Annotated in this window: 14 protein-coding genes; 9 read left to right on the plus strand and 5 right to left on the minus strand. The window is 67.0% G+C overall.

Going from position 1 to position 14,099, the window contains the following annotated elements; all coding sequences use genetic code 11:
• The first annotated feature begins 259 nt into the window (after positions 1 to 259).
• From CK222_RS19035 to CK222_RS19045, 3 genes are read left to right on the plus strand one after another with little or no spacing between them, the layout of a single operon-like run.
• Positions 260 to 811 (plus strand): (2Fe-2S)-binding protein, encoded by a 552-nt coding sequence (locus tag CK222_RS19035; protein WP_095801421.1) that lies wholly within the window; start codon positions 260 to 262, stop codon positions 809 to 811.
• On the plus strand, positions 808 to 1,791 hold the full coding sequence (locus CK222_RS19040; protein ID WP_095801422.1) for a xanthine dehydrogenase family protein subunit M: 984 nt from the start codon (positions 808 to 810) through the stop codon (positions 1,789 to 1,791). The genes CK222_RS19035 and CK222_RS19040 overlap by 4 nt, the downstream gene beginning before the upstream one ends.
• Complete coding sequence (locus CK222_RS19045; RefSeq protein WP_095801423.1) at positions 1,788 to 4,076, plus strand: xanthine dehydrogenase family protein molybdopterin-binding subunit; 2,289 nt, start codon at positions 1,788 to 1,790, stop codon at positions 4,074 to 4,076. The genes CK222_RS19040 and CK222_RS19045 overlap by 4 nt, the downstream gene beginning before the upstream one ends.
• 167 nt (positions 4,077 to 4,243) lie before the next feature.
• Here the strand turns inward: CK222_RS19045 and CK222_RS19050 are convergent, their stop codons facing one another.
• The gene (locus CK222_RS19050) at positions 4,244 to 5,008 is read right to left on the minus strand and encodes a slipin family protein (protein WP_095801424.1); all 765 of its coding nucleotides are present in this window, start codon (positions 5,006 to 5,008) and stop codon (positions 4,244 to 4,246) included.
• A complete protein-coding gene (locus tag CK222_RS19055) occupies positions 5,005 to 6,387 on the minus strand; it encodes a nodulation protein NfeD (protein ID WP_095801425.1) in 1,383 nt (460 codons plus the stop codon). Before CK222_RS19055 ends, CK222_RS19050 begins: the two co-directional genes overlap by 4 nt.
• 192 nt (positions 6,388 to 6,579) lie before the next feature.
• On the opposite strand from CK222_RS19055, the gene CK222_RS19060 reads away from it, so the two are divergent.
• The 5 genes from CK222_RS19060 (at position 6,580) to CK222_RS19080 (ending at position 10,827) form a co-directional block, all read left to right on the plus strand.
• A complete protein-coding gene (locus tag CK222_RS19060; RefSeq protein WP_164746786.1) occupies positions 6,580 to 6,816 on the plus strand; it encodes a DUF1127 domain-containing protein in 237 nt (78 codons plus the stop codon).
• A 260-nt stretch (positions 6,817 to 7,076) separates the two neighbouring features.
• A complete protein-coding gene (locus CK222_RS19065) occupies positions 7,077 to 7,655 on the plus strand; it encodes an OsmC family protein (protein ID WP_095801426.1) in 579 nt (192 codons plus the stop codon).
• 167 nt (positions 7,656 to 7,822) lie between these two features.
• A complete protein-coding gene (locus CK222_RS19070; RefSeq protein WP_095801427.1) occupies positions 7,823 to 9,049 on the plus strand; it encodes an NAD(P)/FAD-dependent oxidoreductase in 1,227 nt (408 codons plus the stop codon).
• Positions 9,050 to 9,073: 24 nt separating this feature from the next.
• Positions 9,074 to 10,363, plus strand: a complete 1,290-nt coding sequence (locus CK222_RS19075) for an NAD(P)/FAD-dependent oxidoreductase (RefSeq protein ID WP_141247085.1) — start codon at positions 9,074 to 9,076, stop codon at positions 10,361 to 10,363.
• Positions 10,360 to 10,827 (plus strand): MaoC family dehydratase, encoded by a 468-nt coding sequence (locus tag CK222_RS19080; protein WP_095801429.1) that lies wholly within the window; start codon positions 10,360 to 10,362, stop codon positions 10,825 to 10,827. The genes CK222_RS19075 and CK222_RS19080 overlap by 4 nt, the downstream gene beginning before the upstream one ends.
• 52 nt (positions 10,828 to 10,879) lie before the next feature.
• Here the strand turns inward: CK222_RS19080 and CK222_RS19085 are convergent, their stop codons facing one another.
• On the minus strand, positions 10,880 to 11,191 hold the full coding sequence (locus CK222_RS19085; RefSeq protein ID WP_066999469.1) for a hypothetical protein: 312 nt from the start codon (positions 11,189 to 11,191) through the stop codon (positions 10,880 to 10,882).
• A gap of 103 nt (positions 11,192 to 11,294) precedes the next feature.
• Positions 11,295 to 11,486 (minus strand): hypothetical protein, encoded by a 192-nt coding sequence (locus CK222_RS19090; RefSeq protein ID WP_066999471.1) that lies wholly within the window; start codon positions 11,484 to 11,486, stop codon positions 11,295 to 11,297.
• A gap of 294 nt (positions 11,487 to 11,780) precedes the next feature.
• On the opposite strand from CK222_RS19090, the gene CK222_RS19095 reads away from it, so the two are divergent.
• Positions 11,781 to 12,182: a low affinity iron permease family protein gene (locus CK222_RS19095; protein WP_095801430.1), complete on the plus strand. Its 402-nt coding sequence runs from the start codon at positions 11,781 to 11,783 to the stop codon at positions 12,180 to 12,182.
• Between the two features lie 93 nt (positions 12,183 to 12,275).
• On the opposite strand, the gene CK222_RS32935 is transcribed toward CK222_RS19095, so the two are convergent.
• The gene (locus tag CK222_RS32935) at positions 12,276 to 13,853 is read right to left on the minus strand and encodes an alpha/beta hydrolase (protein ID WP_245433093.1); all 1,578 of its coding nucleotides are present in this window, start codon (positions 13,851 to 13,853) and stop codon (positions 12,276 to 12,278) included.
• Positions 13,854 to 14,099: the final 246 nt, after the last annotated feature.

The following is a 14,099-nucleotide window of genomic DNA, read 5'->3' on the forward strand; positions in this document are numbered from 1 at the left end:
TATGTCACGGTGTAAGCGCCTAATCTTCCCCCTCGAGGGGGAGATGTCGCCGAAGGCGACAGAGGGGGTCGCCGCGCGTGAAACGCCTTGCTGGCGCGCGACGCGCGAGGGCGTTGGCGCTCTACGTGAGACGACCCCCTCTGCCCTGCCGGGCATCTCCCCCGCAAGGGGGGAGATTAGCTGCTTCGACGCCTTGCCCCTCTCCTCCCAAGCCCCATTTCCCTCCCCCTAGCGTCCAGCAATCGGAGCCCGACGCCTCATGACCAGCCAGACGATCATCGATCCTCCCGAAGACGGCCATTTCAGGAACGGCCAGGCCAGCAATGGCGCAAGCCCCACCACCTTGTCCATCCACCTCACCATCAACGGCCGTGACCACGCGCTCGATATCGAGCCGCGGGTTACCCTGCTCGACGCGTTGCGCGAGCGGCTCCACCTCACCGGCACCAAGAAGGGCTGCGACCAGGGCCAGTGCGGCGCCTGCACCGTTCATGTCGACGGTGAGCGGGTGCTGGCCTGCCTGACGCTCGCCGCCCAGGTCGAGGGACGCTCGATCACAACAATAGAAGGGCTCGCCGACGAAGACGGCACGCTGCACGCCGTGCAGGCCGCCTTCCTCGAACAGGACGCCTTCCAGTGCGGCTATTGCACGCCCGGACAGATCATGTCGGCGGTGGCCTGCATCCGCGAGGGCCATGCCGGCTCCGACGAGGAGATCCGCGAATACATGGCCGGCAATCTGTGCCGCTGCGGCGCCTATCCGCACATCGTCGCCGCCGTCCGCCAGGCAGCCGAGGGACTCCGCTCATGAGAGATTTTTCCTATCTTCGCGCCGACAGCGTCGAGGCCGCCCGCAACGCGGCCGCCCTTCCCGGCGCCATGCTGCTTGCCGGCGGCACGACGCTCATCGATCTCGCCAAATGCGGCGTCGCCGAACCGGCCACCGTCATCGACATCAGCCATATCGAGGGGCTCAACGCCATTGATGTAACCGCCGACCGCGCCGTCATCGGCGCGCTGGCCAAGATGAGCCATGTCGCCGACAACGCCGAGGTGAAAAGCCACTTCCCGGCGGTTTCGGAAGCGTTGTGGCAGGCGGCCTCGGCGCAGCTGCGCAACATGGCGACCATCGGCGGCAACCTGATGCAGCGCACGCGCTGTCCCTATTTCCGCGATCCGCAGAACTTCCCGGCCTGCAACAAGCGCGAGCCGGGCAGCGGCTGCTCGGCGATCGGCGGCGTCACGCGCGGCCATGCGGTGCTCGGCACCAGCGAAGCCTGCATCGCCACCTATCCGGGCGATCTTGCCATCGCGCTTGTCGCCTTCGACGCCGAGGTCGATCTTGGCGAGCGGAAGCTGAAGGTCGAGGACTTTTTCCTCGCCCCTGGCGCCACGGCCGAACGCGAGCACGACATCCGCCCCGGCGAACTGATCACGGCCATCGAGATCCCGGGCTCGGCCGCGGCCCGGCGGTCGACCTATCTCAAGGTCCGCGACCGCAAGTCCTATGAGTTCGCGGCGGCGAGCGCTGCCGTCGGACTGGAGCTCGAGGGCGACGGCCGCACCATACGCGACATCCGCGTCGCGGTCGGCGGCGTCGCGACGAAACCGTGGCGGGCGCGCGCCGTCGAAGAGGCGCTGAAGGGCAAGCCGCTCGACGAAGCGTCCGTTCGCAAGGCGAGCGAGCTCGTCATGGAGGGCGCCGTCGACCACGGCGCCAACCACTACAAGATCGCATTGGCGCCCCGCGTGATCGCGCGCGCCATCCTCCAATTGGGAGAAACGGCATGACCGTTCATGACATGAAACACGCAGGCTCCGACAGCGCGCGCCTCGAAGCGGTGGGCGGGCGCCTGTCGCGCGTCGACGGCCCGGCCAAGATCACCGGCGCCGCGCGTTACGCGTTCGAACAGCAGCTCGAAGGGCTGACCCATGCGGTGCTGGTCGGCGCGACGATTGCCGCCGGCAAGGTCACCGGCATCGACACGCGCGCGGCTGAAACCGCGCCAGGCGTGCTCGCGGTGCTGACGCCCGAGACCATCATGGAACTGAATTCGGCATCGGACTGGTTCGGCAGACAGCCGTCCGAAGAAACCTATTGCCCGCTCGTGCGCGAGGTCACCTTTTCCGGCCAGCACGTTGCTGCCGTCGTGGCCGAGACCTTCGAGCAGGTCGTCGCCGCCGCGGCGCTGGTCAAGGTCAGCTATGACGAGACGCCGGCAGTCGTCGACCTGAGCGACGGCAGCGACGGTATTCCGGTCGACGCCATGACCAAGGAATGGGGCGACGCCGAGGCCGCCTTTGCCGAGGCACCGGTGCGCGTCTGCGCCGCCTACAACACGCCGCGCGAGTTCCAGGCGGCTATGGAGCCGCACGGGCTGATCGCGCGCTGGGAGGGCGACCAGCTCACCATCTGGGAACCGAGCCAGTGGCTCGACGGCATGGCGCGCACCTATGCCGAATGGTTCGGCGTGCCGTTCGAGAATGTGCGGCTGGTCTCGCCCTATATCGGCGGCGGCTTCGGCTCCAAGGCGCTGGCGCTCGCGCACAGCGCGGTGGCGGCGGCGGCGGCAAAGATGCTCGGACGCCCGGTGAAGCTGGTGCTCAACCGCCCGCAGAATTTCACCTCCTATGGCGGCCGCGCCGCGACGCGCCAGACGGTTGCGATCGGCGCCGACAAGGCGGGCCGCATCCAGTCGATCGTGCATCGCGGCGTCAACGAGACGGCGGTCGACGGCATGTGGGTCGAGCCGCTCGGCTCCGTCACCTCGATCATGTATGCGACGCCCAATTTCTCCTCGAAACAGAATGTGGTCAGGGTGAACACGGTGGTGCCGGGGGCGAAGCGCGCGCCGGGCGAGAACCCGAGCGCCTTCGGTATCGAATGCGCCATCGACGAGCTCGCCCATGAGCTCGGTATCGACCCGCTGGAGATGCGGCTGATCAATTATGCCGAGCAGGATCCCCACGCAAAGAAGGCGTGGTCGACAAGGCAGTTGCGGGAGGCCTTTGCCGCCGGCGCGGAAGCCTTCGGCTGGGCGAAGCGTTCGCGCGAGCCGCGCTCGATGCGTGACGGCCACCAGCTCATCGGCTGGGGCGTCGCGGCCGGCACCTATCCGGTTCGGCGCGCCTATGGCGAGGCCGTGGTGAAGCTCCTGGCCGACGGCTCGGTCGAGGTCGAGAGCTCCTCCATCGACATGGGCCAGGGCACCTACACGATCCTGGCGCAGACCGCGGCCGAGACGCTTGGCGTGCCGGTAGAGAAGGTGTCGGTGAGGCTGGGGGATTCCCATTTCGCCCGCGCCGGCGTCACCGGCGGCTCGCGGCTTGCCGGGGTCATGACCGGCGCCGTCTACAAGGCGGCGGGCCAGGCGCTGGACGAGCTGATCGGGCTGGCGCTCTCCGATCCGCGCTCGCCCTTCCATGGGCTGCAGGCGAACACGCTTCAAGTGAAGGGTGGCCGCATCGCCTCGCCGCGCGGTGACGGCCCGGAGTTCTCGATCGCCGAGCTGATGCGCGCCCTCGGTCGCGAAAAGATCGAGGCCAAGGGCGACACTGTCCCGGCCAGCTTCACGCCGGAGCAGCGCTACAACAACTACACTACCATCGCCATGGCGCTGCCACACACCGAGGGCGATTATTCCCGCCACTCCTGGTGCGCGCATTTCGTCGAGGTGCGCGTCGACGAGGATTTTGGCACGGTGCGCGTGTCGCGCGTCGTGTCGGCGCTCGATTCCGGCCGGCTCTACAACCCCAAGCTGGCGGAGAGCCAGTGGAAGGGCGGCATCATCATGGGTATCGGCCAGGCGCTGCTGGAAGAAGGCATCGTCGACCGCCGCCATGGCCGGATCGTCAACGGCAATCTCGCCGACTACATGCTGCCGACCAATGCCGACATCCCGGATATCCAGACGATCTCGGTCGGCATCCCCGACCCGCATTCCTCGGCGCTGGGCGGCAAGGGCGTCGGCGAGCTCGGCATCGTCGGCGTCGCGCCGGCGATTGCCAACGCGGTGTTCCACGCGACGGGGAAGCGGGTGCGGGACCTGCCGATTACGCTGGAGAAGTTGATTTAGCGCCGGCCTTGTCTCCCCCCTCGAGGGCCCTCGAGGGGGAGATGTCGCCGAAGGCGACAGAGGGGGTCGCCGCGCGTGGGGCGCCAACCTACAACCGTCGCAATAGGCCGAGTCCAGTCGGACCGACCCCCTCTGCCCTGCCGGGCATCTCCCCCTCGAGGGGGAGATCACTTGCCCTGGCTCTGGCCCTTCAAAAACTGGCTGAGCAGATCCATCGGCAGCGGGAAGACCACGGTCGATGAGCGCTCGCCGGCGATGTCGTGCAGGGCCTCGAAATAGCGCAGCTGCATGGCCTGCGGTTCGGCCGCCAGCATGCGGCCGGCCTCGACCAGCTTGGCCGCCGCCTGCTGCTCGCCGTCGGCGTTGATGACCTTGGCGCGCCGCAGCCGCTCGGCCTCTGCCTGCTTGGCGATGGCCCGGACCATGCTCTCATTCAGGTCGACATGCTTGATCTCGACATTGGAGACCTTGATGCCCCAGGCGTCGGTGCGCTGGTCGAGGATGTCCTGGATGTCGCTGTTGAGCTTGTCGCGCTCGGCCAGCATCTCGTCCAGCTCGTGCTTGCCGAGCACCGAACGCAGCGTGGTCTGCGCCAGCTGGTTGGTGGCGGTCATGAAATCCTCGACCTGGATGATCGCCCGCTCGGCGTCGACGATGCGGAAATAGAGCACCGCGTTGACCTTGACCGAGACATTGTCGCGCGAGATGACGTCCTGCGGCGGCACGTCCTGCACCACAACGCGCAGGTCCACGCGCACCATCTGCTGGATGAAGGGAACGAGCAGGATGAGGCCGGGCCCCTTGACCCCGGTGAAGCGGCCGAGCGTGAAGACCACGCCGCGCTCATATTCCCTCAGGATGCGGATCGCCGCCGACAGGAACATGATCACCAGCAGCGCGAGGATCAGATAGGCGACATAGCCGAGCGTCATCGTTTTGCTCCGTCGTTTCCCGCTCCGTTGTGACCTGCACCACGCCGCCGCACCGTCAGCACGAGATCGCTGACGGCGGTCACCTCAGCACGATCTCCGGGCGCGATCGGCTCCTCGGCCTTGGCGCGCCAGCGCTCGCCGAGCGCCAGCACATGACCTTCTCCGCCTTCCCAGTCGAGAACGTTCACGGAAAGACCGTGCATGGCCCCGCCGCCGACGCGCGGCGGATTGCGGCGCGCCGCCCAAAGATAGCTGCCGGCCAGCAGCGCGAGGCCCAGCGTCAGCGCCGCGGCGGGGCCGATGACCGCCCACGATATGGCGAAGCCCGGCCCCTCGACCTTGAGCAGCATGGCCGCACCGAGCAGGAAGGCGGCCGCGCCGCCGACACCCAGCACCACTGTCGGACTGAAAGCCTCGACGATGAGGAAGGCGACGCCGAGCAGCATCAGGGCGAGACCGGTATAGTTGATCGGCAAGAGATCGAGCGCGTAGAGGCCGAGTACGAGGCAGATGGCGCCAATGACGCCAGGCGCCACCGCACCTGGGCTCGTGACCTCGAAGACGATGCCGTAGAAGCCGATCAGCATCAGGAGGACGGCAACGTTCGGATCGGTGATGACCGCGAGAAGCCGGATGAACCAGCCGGGATCCAGGACCTCGACGGCCAGGCCCTTCGTCGCCAGCACCTCTTTCTTGCCGGCCACGTCGACGGTGCGGCCGTCGGCGAGCTGCAGCAGCTCCGCCGTGTCACGGGCGACAAAGTCGATGACATGTTGCTGCAGCGCCGCACCTGCCGAGAGGCTCGCCGCCTCGCGAACCGCCTTCTCGCCCCAGTCGCCATTGCGCCCGCGCAGTTCGGCGAGGGAGCGGATCAGCGCCACCGCGTCGTTGGTCGCCTTGGCCGTCATCGGGTCCCCGGCTGGCGTCCCGGTGTCCTTGTCGTCCTTCTCACCGCCGGGAAGCGAGGGCAGCCCGCCGATCTCGACCGGAGTCGCGGCGCCCAGATTGGTGCCGGGCGCCATCGCCGCGACATGGGTCGAGTAAAGGATATAGGTTCCGGCGCTCGCCGCATGACCGCCGGCGGGCGCGACATAGCCGATGACGGGAACGGGGGATGCCAGGATATCGGCGATCATCTCGCGCATCGAGGTGACGAGGCCGCCGGGCGTGTCGAGCTGAAGGATGAGAGCCCCGGCGTTGCGCTCGGCCGCGGTCTTGAGCGCTTCCTTGAGCTGGCGCGAACTCGCCGGACCGATGGCGCCGTCAATCGCGATGCTCAAGGCCATCCTCTCCCCCGCCGTTTCGGCCGAGGAGAAGGGGAAAACCGCCGCGGCGGCCATGAAAGCCGCTGCCAGAAGGGCCACCCGCGCGAGTTTCACGCCTCAAAGCTCCTTGGGATTCAATATGGGGTTGTGCCGGGGCAAGTCCAATGAGGGCAGCGGAGCGGGTAATCTCCCTCCTCACGATTCCACGGCAATTTCGACGTCGCCTCCAACGCTGGCTCCCTCGCCCGTACGTCATTGTCCCCATCGACGGCGCGAATGAACGCGCTCGCAACAATGGAGACGACAATGACGACGATGGATCGTTTGCAGTACGAAACCGACCGCACGGGCTTCAACCTGTTCGGCTCTGCCCGCCGCGGATTGCGGCTGGCCTATCACGCCATGCGGATGCGCAGCGATCGCGCCGCGCTGCGCGCCATGCCGGACTATTTGCTCAAAGACATGGGCATCAGCCGCTCGCAGATCGAGCACTACACGTCCACGCGCGCCGCGCTCGCCGCAGCCGGCAGGACGGATGCCTGAAGCGGATGAACGACTGCATCGGCGGCCGGCCGGAAGGCTGGTGAAAACCCCGGCTCGCCGGGGTTTTCGCGTTCCGGCGCGAAGCATTGCCGGCATTGGGACCGGTCGCGGCTGCCCGCCCAAATGAAACGGGCGATGCAATTTCCACGGTGGGCGCACCAGAAATTCCACGCTGCCATCCACTCTCGTTCAAACGCATCGGCGTCAGAAAGGAAGCCGTCACGGCAACCAAGCCGCAAAGCAACCTTCGGAGTAGTGACATGCAACCTAACACCAAACCTGCCCGCGTTCCGCTCAACGGCGTCGACACACCGAACCTCCTGGCGACCATCAATTTCGTCGCCGGTCAGCCGGAGCTGGCGAAGTTCCAGTTCCGCGCCCACAACGAGTGGATCGAAGGCACCCACAGCAAGAGCGTCATGCATGGCTTCCACGGCGCCGGCCAGGAGCAGAAGCACGAGAAGCCCTTCTATGCCGACAGCGACCATCCGGCGATCCTGTGCGGCGCCGACAACGCCCCGACCCCTGTCGAGTGGCTGCTGCATGGGCTGGCGAGCTGCCTGATGGCGGGGCTCGCCAACATCGCCGCCGCGCGCGGCATCAAGCTCACCAGCGTGAAGTGCTCGGTCGACGGCGACATCGACCTGCGCGGCATCCTCGGCATCTCGGACGAGGTACGCAACGGCTTCCAGAACATCCAGGTGTCGTTCGAGGTCGAGGGCGACGCACCGGCCGAGAAGCTTGAGCAGCTGGTCGAGCAGGCCCGCGCACGCTCGGCCGTGTTCGACGTGCTGACCAACGGCGTGCCGGTCACGGTCGGCATCAAGACCATCCAGTGACCTAAAGCGCGTCGTCCTGAAAACGGTTCAGGCGACGCGCCTTAGTTCTTTGTTTTGACGCATGTCGTTGTCCCAGAACCGCTGCACACTTCTGGGCGAAATGCGTTAGCTGAAGCGACGGTTCGGAGAAATCCGGACCGTCTCTCCCAGGGCCTCGGAACAGAGCCATGAAACATGCTGACGTCGTCATCATCGGCGGCGGGCAGGCCGGGCTTGCGCTCAGCCATTGCCTTGGCCGCGCCGGAATCGACCATGTCGTGCTGGAGCGCGGCCGCATCGGCGAGCGCTGGCGCACGCAGAGCTGGCGATCGCTGAGGCTGTTGACGCCGAACTGGCTGAACGGCCTGCCCGGCTCGCCCTATGACGGCCCGGACCCCGACGGCTTCAGGACAAAGGACGTGTTCGTCCATGATCTCGAAACCTATGCAAGCCGCTGGCAGGTGCCGGTGGAATGCGGCGTCGAGGTCACCTCCTGCAGGCGGACCGGCAGCAGCTTCGCGCTTTCCACCAGCGCCGGCGACTGGTCGGCCAGGGTCGTAGTGGTGGCGACGGGGCATTGCGACCGGCCGATGATGCCCTTTGTGTCCGAGACCAGAGGCGGACCGCTGAATATCCACGCTTCGCAGTATCGCTCTCCCGGCGAGCTGCCGCCCGGCGGGGTGCTGATCGTCGGCGCCTCATCTTCCGGCGTGCAGATCGCCGACGAGCTCGCGCGCGCCGGCCGGCGTGTGATGCTGTCCGTCGGCAAGCATACGCGCCTGCCGAGACTGTGGCGCGGCAAGGACATCTTCTTCTGGCTCTGTCAGATGGGCGTGATGGCCCAGCCGCTCGACGGACTTGCCAATCCGGAGAGCGCCAGGCGGCAGCCCTCGCTGCAACTCGCCGGACGACCGGACAAGGCCGATGTCGACCTTGCCACGCTGCAGGCGCTCGGCGTCGAGCTCACCGGCCGCGTGCGCGGCATAGCCAACCGCGAGATTGCCTTTGCCGACGATCTTGCCGCGCAGATCGCGGCGGCGGACGCGAAGCAGGGGCGGCTGCTTGCCGAGATCGACCGCTTCGCCGGCGCCGCGCGGCCCGGCCGGCGCGAGCCGGTGGCGACGCCCTCTGCGCGCCGCCAGCGGCTTTCGCTGTCGGAGGGGGCGACCGGCACGGTGATCTGGGCGACGGGCTATGCCCGCTCGTTCGACTGGCTGGAGCCGTCGGCGGTTGGGCCGGATGGCGAGCTGGCGCACCGCGGCGGGATCACCAGCGTTCCCGGACTCTACGCGCTCGGCTTCCGCTTTCTGCGCAAGCGCGATTCCAACTTCATCGGCGGCGCCGGCGTCGACGCGCAAGCGATCGCCGCCGAGGTCTCCATCTATCTCGACCGCAAAGGTCGCCAAGCCGCCTGAGAGGCCGCCGTGAGGACACCGAAGATGCCAACGACCGCGATTTCCCTGCCGCCCACGCCCAAGCGCGCCCATTACGACGCCATCATCGTCGGTGCGCGCTGCGCCGGCGCCTCGACGGCGCTGCTGCTTGCCCGCGCCGGCCTGACGGTGCTGACGATCGAGCGCCGGCCCTACGGCTCAGACACGCTGTCGACGCACGCGCTGATGCGGCCCGCCGTGCTGCAGCTGTCGCGCTGGGGCCTGCTCAAACCGCTGCTCAGGGCCGGCACGCCGCTGATCGAGACAACGACGTTCCACTATGGCGAGGAGGAGATCACGATTCCGCTCAATGCCGGGCCCGATCTTCCCGGGCTGATCGCGCCTAGGCGCACCGTGCTAGACCGCATGCTCGTCGATGCCGCGCGCAAGGCCGGCGCCGAGTTCCTGCACGACGTGGCGGTCGGCGACCTCTTTGCCGACACGCGCGGACGCGTGCGCGGCGTCGAGATCCGCGGCGCCGGCCGCGCGGCCTTACGTTTAAGCGCCGACATCGTGATCGGCGGCGACGGCATCGGCTCCACGGTGGCGAAATGCTGCGACGCGCAAGTGCTCAGAAGGGGCACGGTCTCGGCAGCCCATGTCTATGGCTACGCGCCGGTCGAACCCGGCGCCGGCTATCACTGGTATTTCCGCGACGGCATCGCCGGCTCCCTCATTCCGACCAATGCCGGGCTGGCCTGCATCGTCGCTTCGGTGCCGACCAAGCTGTTCGACGAGCGCTTCCGCCTTGATCATTTCCGCGCCCGCATGGAGGTGCTGGAGGCGCTTTCGCCCGCACTGGCCGAACAGGCGAGCCCGGCGCCCGACGATGCCCGCCTGCAGGCGTTCCGCGGCGTGCCGGGCTACATCCGCCACGCTCACGGACCAGGCTGGGCGCTGGTCGGCGATGCCGGCTTCTTCCGCGACCCGCTCACCTCGCATGGCATTGCCGACGCGCTGCGCGACGCCGAGAGCCTAGCGCGGGCGATCCTGGACGGATCGGAAGCAGCCTTCGCGACCTGGCAGCAGGAGCGCGATCTCTTCGCCCATCAGATCCTCGACACCACCGACGCCATTGCCGGTTTCGACTGGTCGCTGGCCGATATCGGCGAGCGGCACCGCCGCTTCAGCGCGGTGATGAAGGCCGAGGTCCGGGCGCTCGCCGCACACCCGATGCCGGTCCGCCGCGCCGTGCCCGCCATGAGCGAGCTGGCGACTTATCGAGCGCCGGCAAACGAACCGCAGGCAATGGCGGGCTCGAGCCTCTATCGCAACCGAACGGGAGTAAGACCATGACCGTACATTTGATGAAGGACGGGTGGATCGGCGTCATCAAGGGGCGGCCGCAGGTCGGCGCCGTCGCCGAGCGTTCGCGGCGCACGCAACCGCAGGATATCGACGCCTTCGCGGAGATGACCGGCGACCGCAATCCGCTGCATTACGACAAGGCGTTGGCCGAGGCCTCGGTGTTCGGCAAGCTCATCGTGCAGGGCGGCGTCACCTCCGGCATCCTGAACGCGGTGGTCGCGGAGGACCTTCCCGGGCCCGGCTCGGTGTTCCTCGAAGTCTCCTGGAAATTCGTCAAGGCGGTCGGTGTCGGCGAACTGATCACCGCCCGCGTCGAGGTCAAGGACGTGCGCGCCGACGAGCCGATCACGAAATTGGAGACCTCGGTGCGCAACGAGGCCGGCGAGCTTTGTCTCACCGGCACCGCGACGGTGTTCACCGTGCCGCTCGCCGGGGGCGAGGCGGACAAATGACCGCCGGCAACGGTTGGCCCGGCTTTCGGTTCCGGAGCCGGGCCGATAGCCGTCAATAGTCGGTGTCGCTTTCGACGGTGACCGGACGACGGTGGTAGCGGTGATGGCGCTCGACTGAGTTCGTGACGACGACGGCGTCCGAGCGGTGATGGCGATGCCAGGCGCGGCGGCCGTTGTCATAGAATGCGACGGTGCCGTGATGGCGGTGATGAAGGCGGTGGCCTTCCTCATTTATGACGATGGCGGGACGGTGATGGTAATGGTGCCTGTGATGCGTCGTGATGACCACATCGGCCTCGGCGGCGGATGCGACGGCGGGTGCCGCGACGCAAAGCGCCAACGCTGCGAGAAGCACTGTTTTCATTGCAATATTCCTGGTTGGTGGAGCGTCCCTTCGCCGGATAAACCCCTGCCGGGCTGTTTGGTTCCGGCCTGGATCGGGCTGCCCGGCAGCAACGCAGCGAAGGTCATTTCGGGCGTTCGCGCCGCAGCGCAACATATCTGAGGTAAGTGCTCGCCGCGGCGTCGCAGGCGCGTCGCGACGGTCCGTTCGCGATCAACATGGCCTTGGCAAGCTTGTCGGAGAGCCCGTATTTGCTGGCGAAGGACGCTGTTTCATAGGGCTGGTCTTCCAGATCGTCCGCGAGTCCGTCGGTCATATATCGCCTCCCGATGCAATGGCGCGTCAGAAATGCGGAAGCATTACTTAGGTTGCGACGGTCGATCCTCTTCTTTGCTTTCCGGACTTCAGTCCGACGGCGCTTCGGACGGTTGGCCGATGAGTGGAACGAACGCTCTTGGTCGCCGTTTGCCGGCAAGCAATTCGCCGATGGGAGGATAAATATGGAAGACCCGACCAACAGTGTCCTGGAGGCTCGCTGGCTGCTTGCCGTGCCGGCCTCGATGGTCCTCACCGTGCTGATAGCCGGGTTCCTGCTTTCATAGCGTCGCCCATGAATCGGCTCCTCTTCATCCTCGCCGATTTTCTGTCTAGGCCGCCCGGCTTCTATGCGATGGTTATCGCGATGGTTGCGTGCACCTTGCTCGTACCCTTCGGACTTACCAACACGGTGACCTATGCGCTGTCGGCAGCGGCCATCATCATCACGGGGATCGTGCTTATCCAGGGGTACCGGGACACGGCGGCCATCCACGCCAAACTCGACGAGATCGTGATCGCGCTGCGGCAGACACGCAATGACGTGGTTGGGCTCGAGCATGCGGACACGCAAGAGATCAAGTCGAAGCTGGTCGAGCTGGAGCGCGAAGCGGAAGCCGGCTCGGCCGAGGCGGCATCGCAGAACGAGACGAATGAGGCCGGTGCCGCAGCGGGCGGGGGGCGTTGGGGTAGCTGAAGCACCGGCCGAAGGGGGCGGAATGGGCACCGCCGCCACCCAAAGATAATCTTCCCACGCCAAGATTAAATTACGCGATCGCGGTAGGAGATCCTAGGAACCTGCCGTACCGGCGACGAAGGCCCGGACGTGGGCGACGAACTCGTCGAAGGCCGGCTCGCCCTCAAGCAGGATGTGGTTTTGGCTTTCCAGCTCGAGGAAGCTGGCGCCGGGAATGCCTGCCGCCATGGTGCGGCCGGACTCGACCGGGGCAACATTGTCTTCCCGCGCGTGCAGCACCAGGGTCGGCACCCGCACTTTTTCGAGCAGCTCGCTGACATCGATCACGGAAAAGGCGGTCTGCAGGCGCCAGGCGTCGTCCGGCAAAACCGTGCGCCGCATCAGATCGTCCATCCAGGCGAAATGTTCGTGCGTGGCGCCGGGGATGAACATGGAGCAGAAGGCTTGGCGGAACATCGGGTTCGACTTGCCCCAGCTCTCGCGCATCAGCGTCGATACGGCCTCGCGCGTGGCGATCTCGCCGGGGTCGCCGCGCGCCCGCCAGCCTTTGACGTAGCCGCCGTAGAGGATCATGCCCGAGACTTTCTCGGGGTGGCGTATGGCATAGGCGATCGAAACCGCGCAGCTCTGCGACAGACCAAGAAGCGTGAAGCGATCGAGCCCCGCGGCCTCGACGACGCATTCGAGATCCGACACCATCGTGTCGAACGAGACGTCGGCCACGTGGCGTTGCGACAGGCCATTGCAGCGCTCGTCGTAGCGCACCAACTGGTTCCGGCGTGACAGTTCCCTCATCCAGTGCCGCCAGATCGGGCTGTCCCAGTCGAAGGTCAGATGCGACATCCAATGCGCGGCGCGCAGGATGGGCGGGCCGCTGCCGGTCTTGGCAAAAGCAAGCCTTGTGCCGTCGCGAGCCCGGCAGAAATGGACGGCGCGGCCGGGATCCTGCGCGGGCGTCGGCGCCTTGGCGAGCGAAGGCGAAGGTGATTGCATCTGGGCCACGTCCGTGGCGCCGCGTTGCGCGGAACGTCCCGTCGGCTGGGCGGCTGCCGCCCTCACCTTCTCTTCCAGCGCCGCGATCTCTTCCGCCAGGCCGATATCCTCCGGCAGCAGCCGCCGCAGGCGCCGGGCAAGCGGCAACGCACGCCTCGGCTCGCCGGCCAGGCGCTCGATCAGCTCGCGCAACATGCCGAGCTCGGCGATCTCGACCTCGCTGGCGACGCCCGCGCGCCAGGCCTCGTATTCGAAGCAGCGCTCGAGCGAAAGATCGGCGAGGAAATCGCCGCGGATCGAACCGGCCACGGCCTCCAGCTCTTCCGTGGACGCCATGGAAAGATCGGCCTTCACCAGCGGCAGCAGCCGGGCATAGTCCGTGCCAAGTTTCAGCGAGACAGTGTTGCGGTCGGCGACCAGAGCGGGTTCGTCCTCGCCAAGCACCTGGCGGATCTTGGACAGGCTCCAGCGCAAGGCGCCGCGCGGATCGTCGGGAATGTCCCAGAAGATTTCGCAGAGCCGCTCGCGCTGATGCGCCTTGCCGGTGACGGCGAGATAGGCAAGCAAGGCTCTCGTCTTGCGCGACGGAGGCAGGTCGAGCAGCGCGCCGTCGCGGACCACCTGGAAGTCGCCGAGCACGCACAGGTCCAGCAGCCCCTTATGCGGAGCGTCGGTCATCCGGCCGGGCACCCTTCCACTGCCATCTGGCTCCTCGTCGATGCGGCGGGAGAAGACCGCAACGGAATATCAAAATCGGCTAATTTACGGAAGCCGATACGGCAAGACGGGCGTTGGGAATGTGCGATGGGTTACATTGGCGGCGATGCGTACTCTCCCTTCGAGGGGAGCTGTCGCCGACGGTGACAGAGGGGGCGCCTCGCGTGAAGCGCCAGCGCTCTCCCCGACATCAGACGGCGTTGGCAA

The sequence above is a fragment of the Mesorhizobium sp. WSM3866 genome, assembly GCF_002294795.1.
Classification (GTDB): domain Bacteria; phylum Pseudomonadota; class Alphaproteobacteria; order Rhizobiales; family Rhizobiaceae; genus Mesorhizobium.

Bases quoted from the DNA above. Each gene is read 5' to 3' on its own strand.
- CK222_RS19035 (WP_095801421.1), top strand. From the start codon at position 260: ATGACCAGCCAGACGATCATCGATCCTCCCGAAGACGGCCATTTCAGG.
- CK222_RS19040 (WP_095801422.1), top strand. From the start codon at position 808: ATGAGAGATTTTTCCTATCTTCGCGCCGACAGCGTCGAGGCCGCCCGC.
- CK222_RS19045 (WP_095801423.1), top strand. From the start codon at position 1,788: ATGACCGTTCATGACATGAAACACGCAGGCTCCGACAGCGCGCGCCTC.
- CK222_RS19050 (WP_095801424.1), bottom strand. From the start codon at position 5,008: ATGACGCTCGGCTATGTCGCCTATCTGATCCTCGCGCTGCTGGTGATC.
- CK222_RS19060 (WP_164746786.1), top strand. From the start codon at position 6,580: ATGACGACGATGGATCGTTTGCAGTACGAAACCGACCGCACGGGCTTC.
- CK222_RS19065 (WP_095801426.1), top strand. From the start codon at position 7,077: ATGCAACCTAACACCAAACCTGCCCGCGTTCCGCTCAACGGCGTCGAC.
- CK222_RS19070 (WP_095801427.1), top strand. From the start codon at position 7,823: ATGAAACATGCTGACGTCGTCATCATCGGCGGCGGGCAGGCCGGGCTT.
- CK222_RS19075 (WP_141247085.1), top strand. From the start codon at position 9,074: ATGCCAACGACCGCGATTTCCCTGCCGCCCACGCCCAAGCGCGCCCAT.
- CK222_RS19080 (WP_095801429.1), top strand. From the start codon at position 10,360: ATGACCGTACATTTGATGAAGGACGGGTGGATCGGCGTCATCAAGGGG.
- CK222_RS19085 (WP_066999469.1), bottom strand. From the start codon at position 11,191: ATGAAAACAGTGCTTCTCGCAGCGTTGGCGCTTTGCGTCGCGGCACCC.
- CK222_RS19090 (WP_066999471.1), bottom strand. From the start codon at position 11,486: ATGACCGACGGACTCGCGGACGATCTGGAAGACCAGCCCTATGAAACA.
- CK222_RS19095 (WP_095801430.1), top strand. From the start codon at position 11,781: ATGAATCGGCTCCTCTTCATCCTCGCCGATTTTCTGTCTAGGCCGCCC.
- CK222_RS32935 (WP_245433093.1), bottom strand. From the start codon at position 13,853: ATGACCGACGCTCCGCATAAGGGGCTGCTGGACCTGTGCGTGCTCGGC.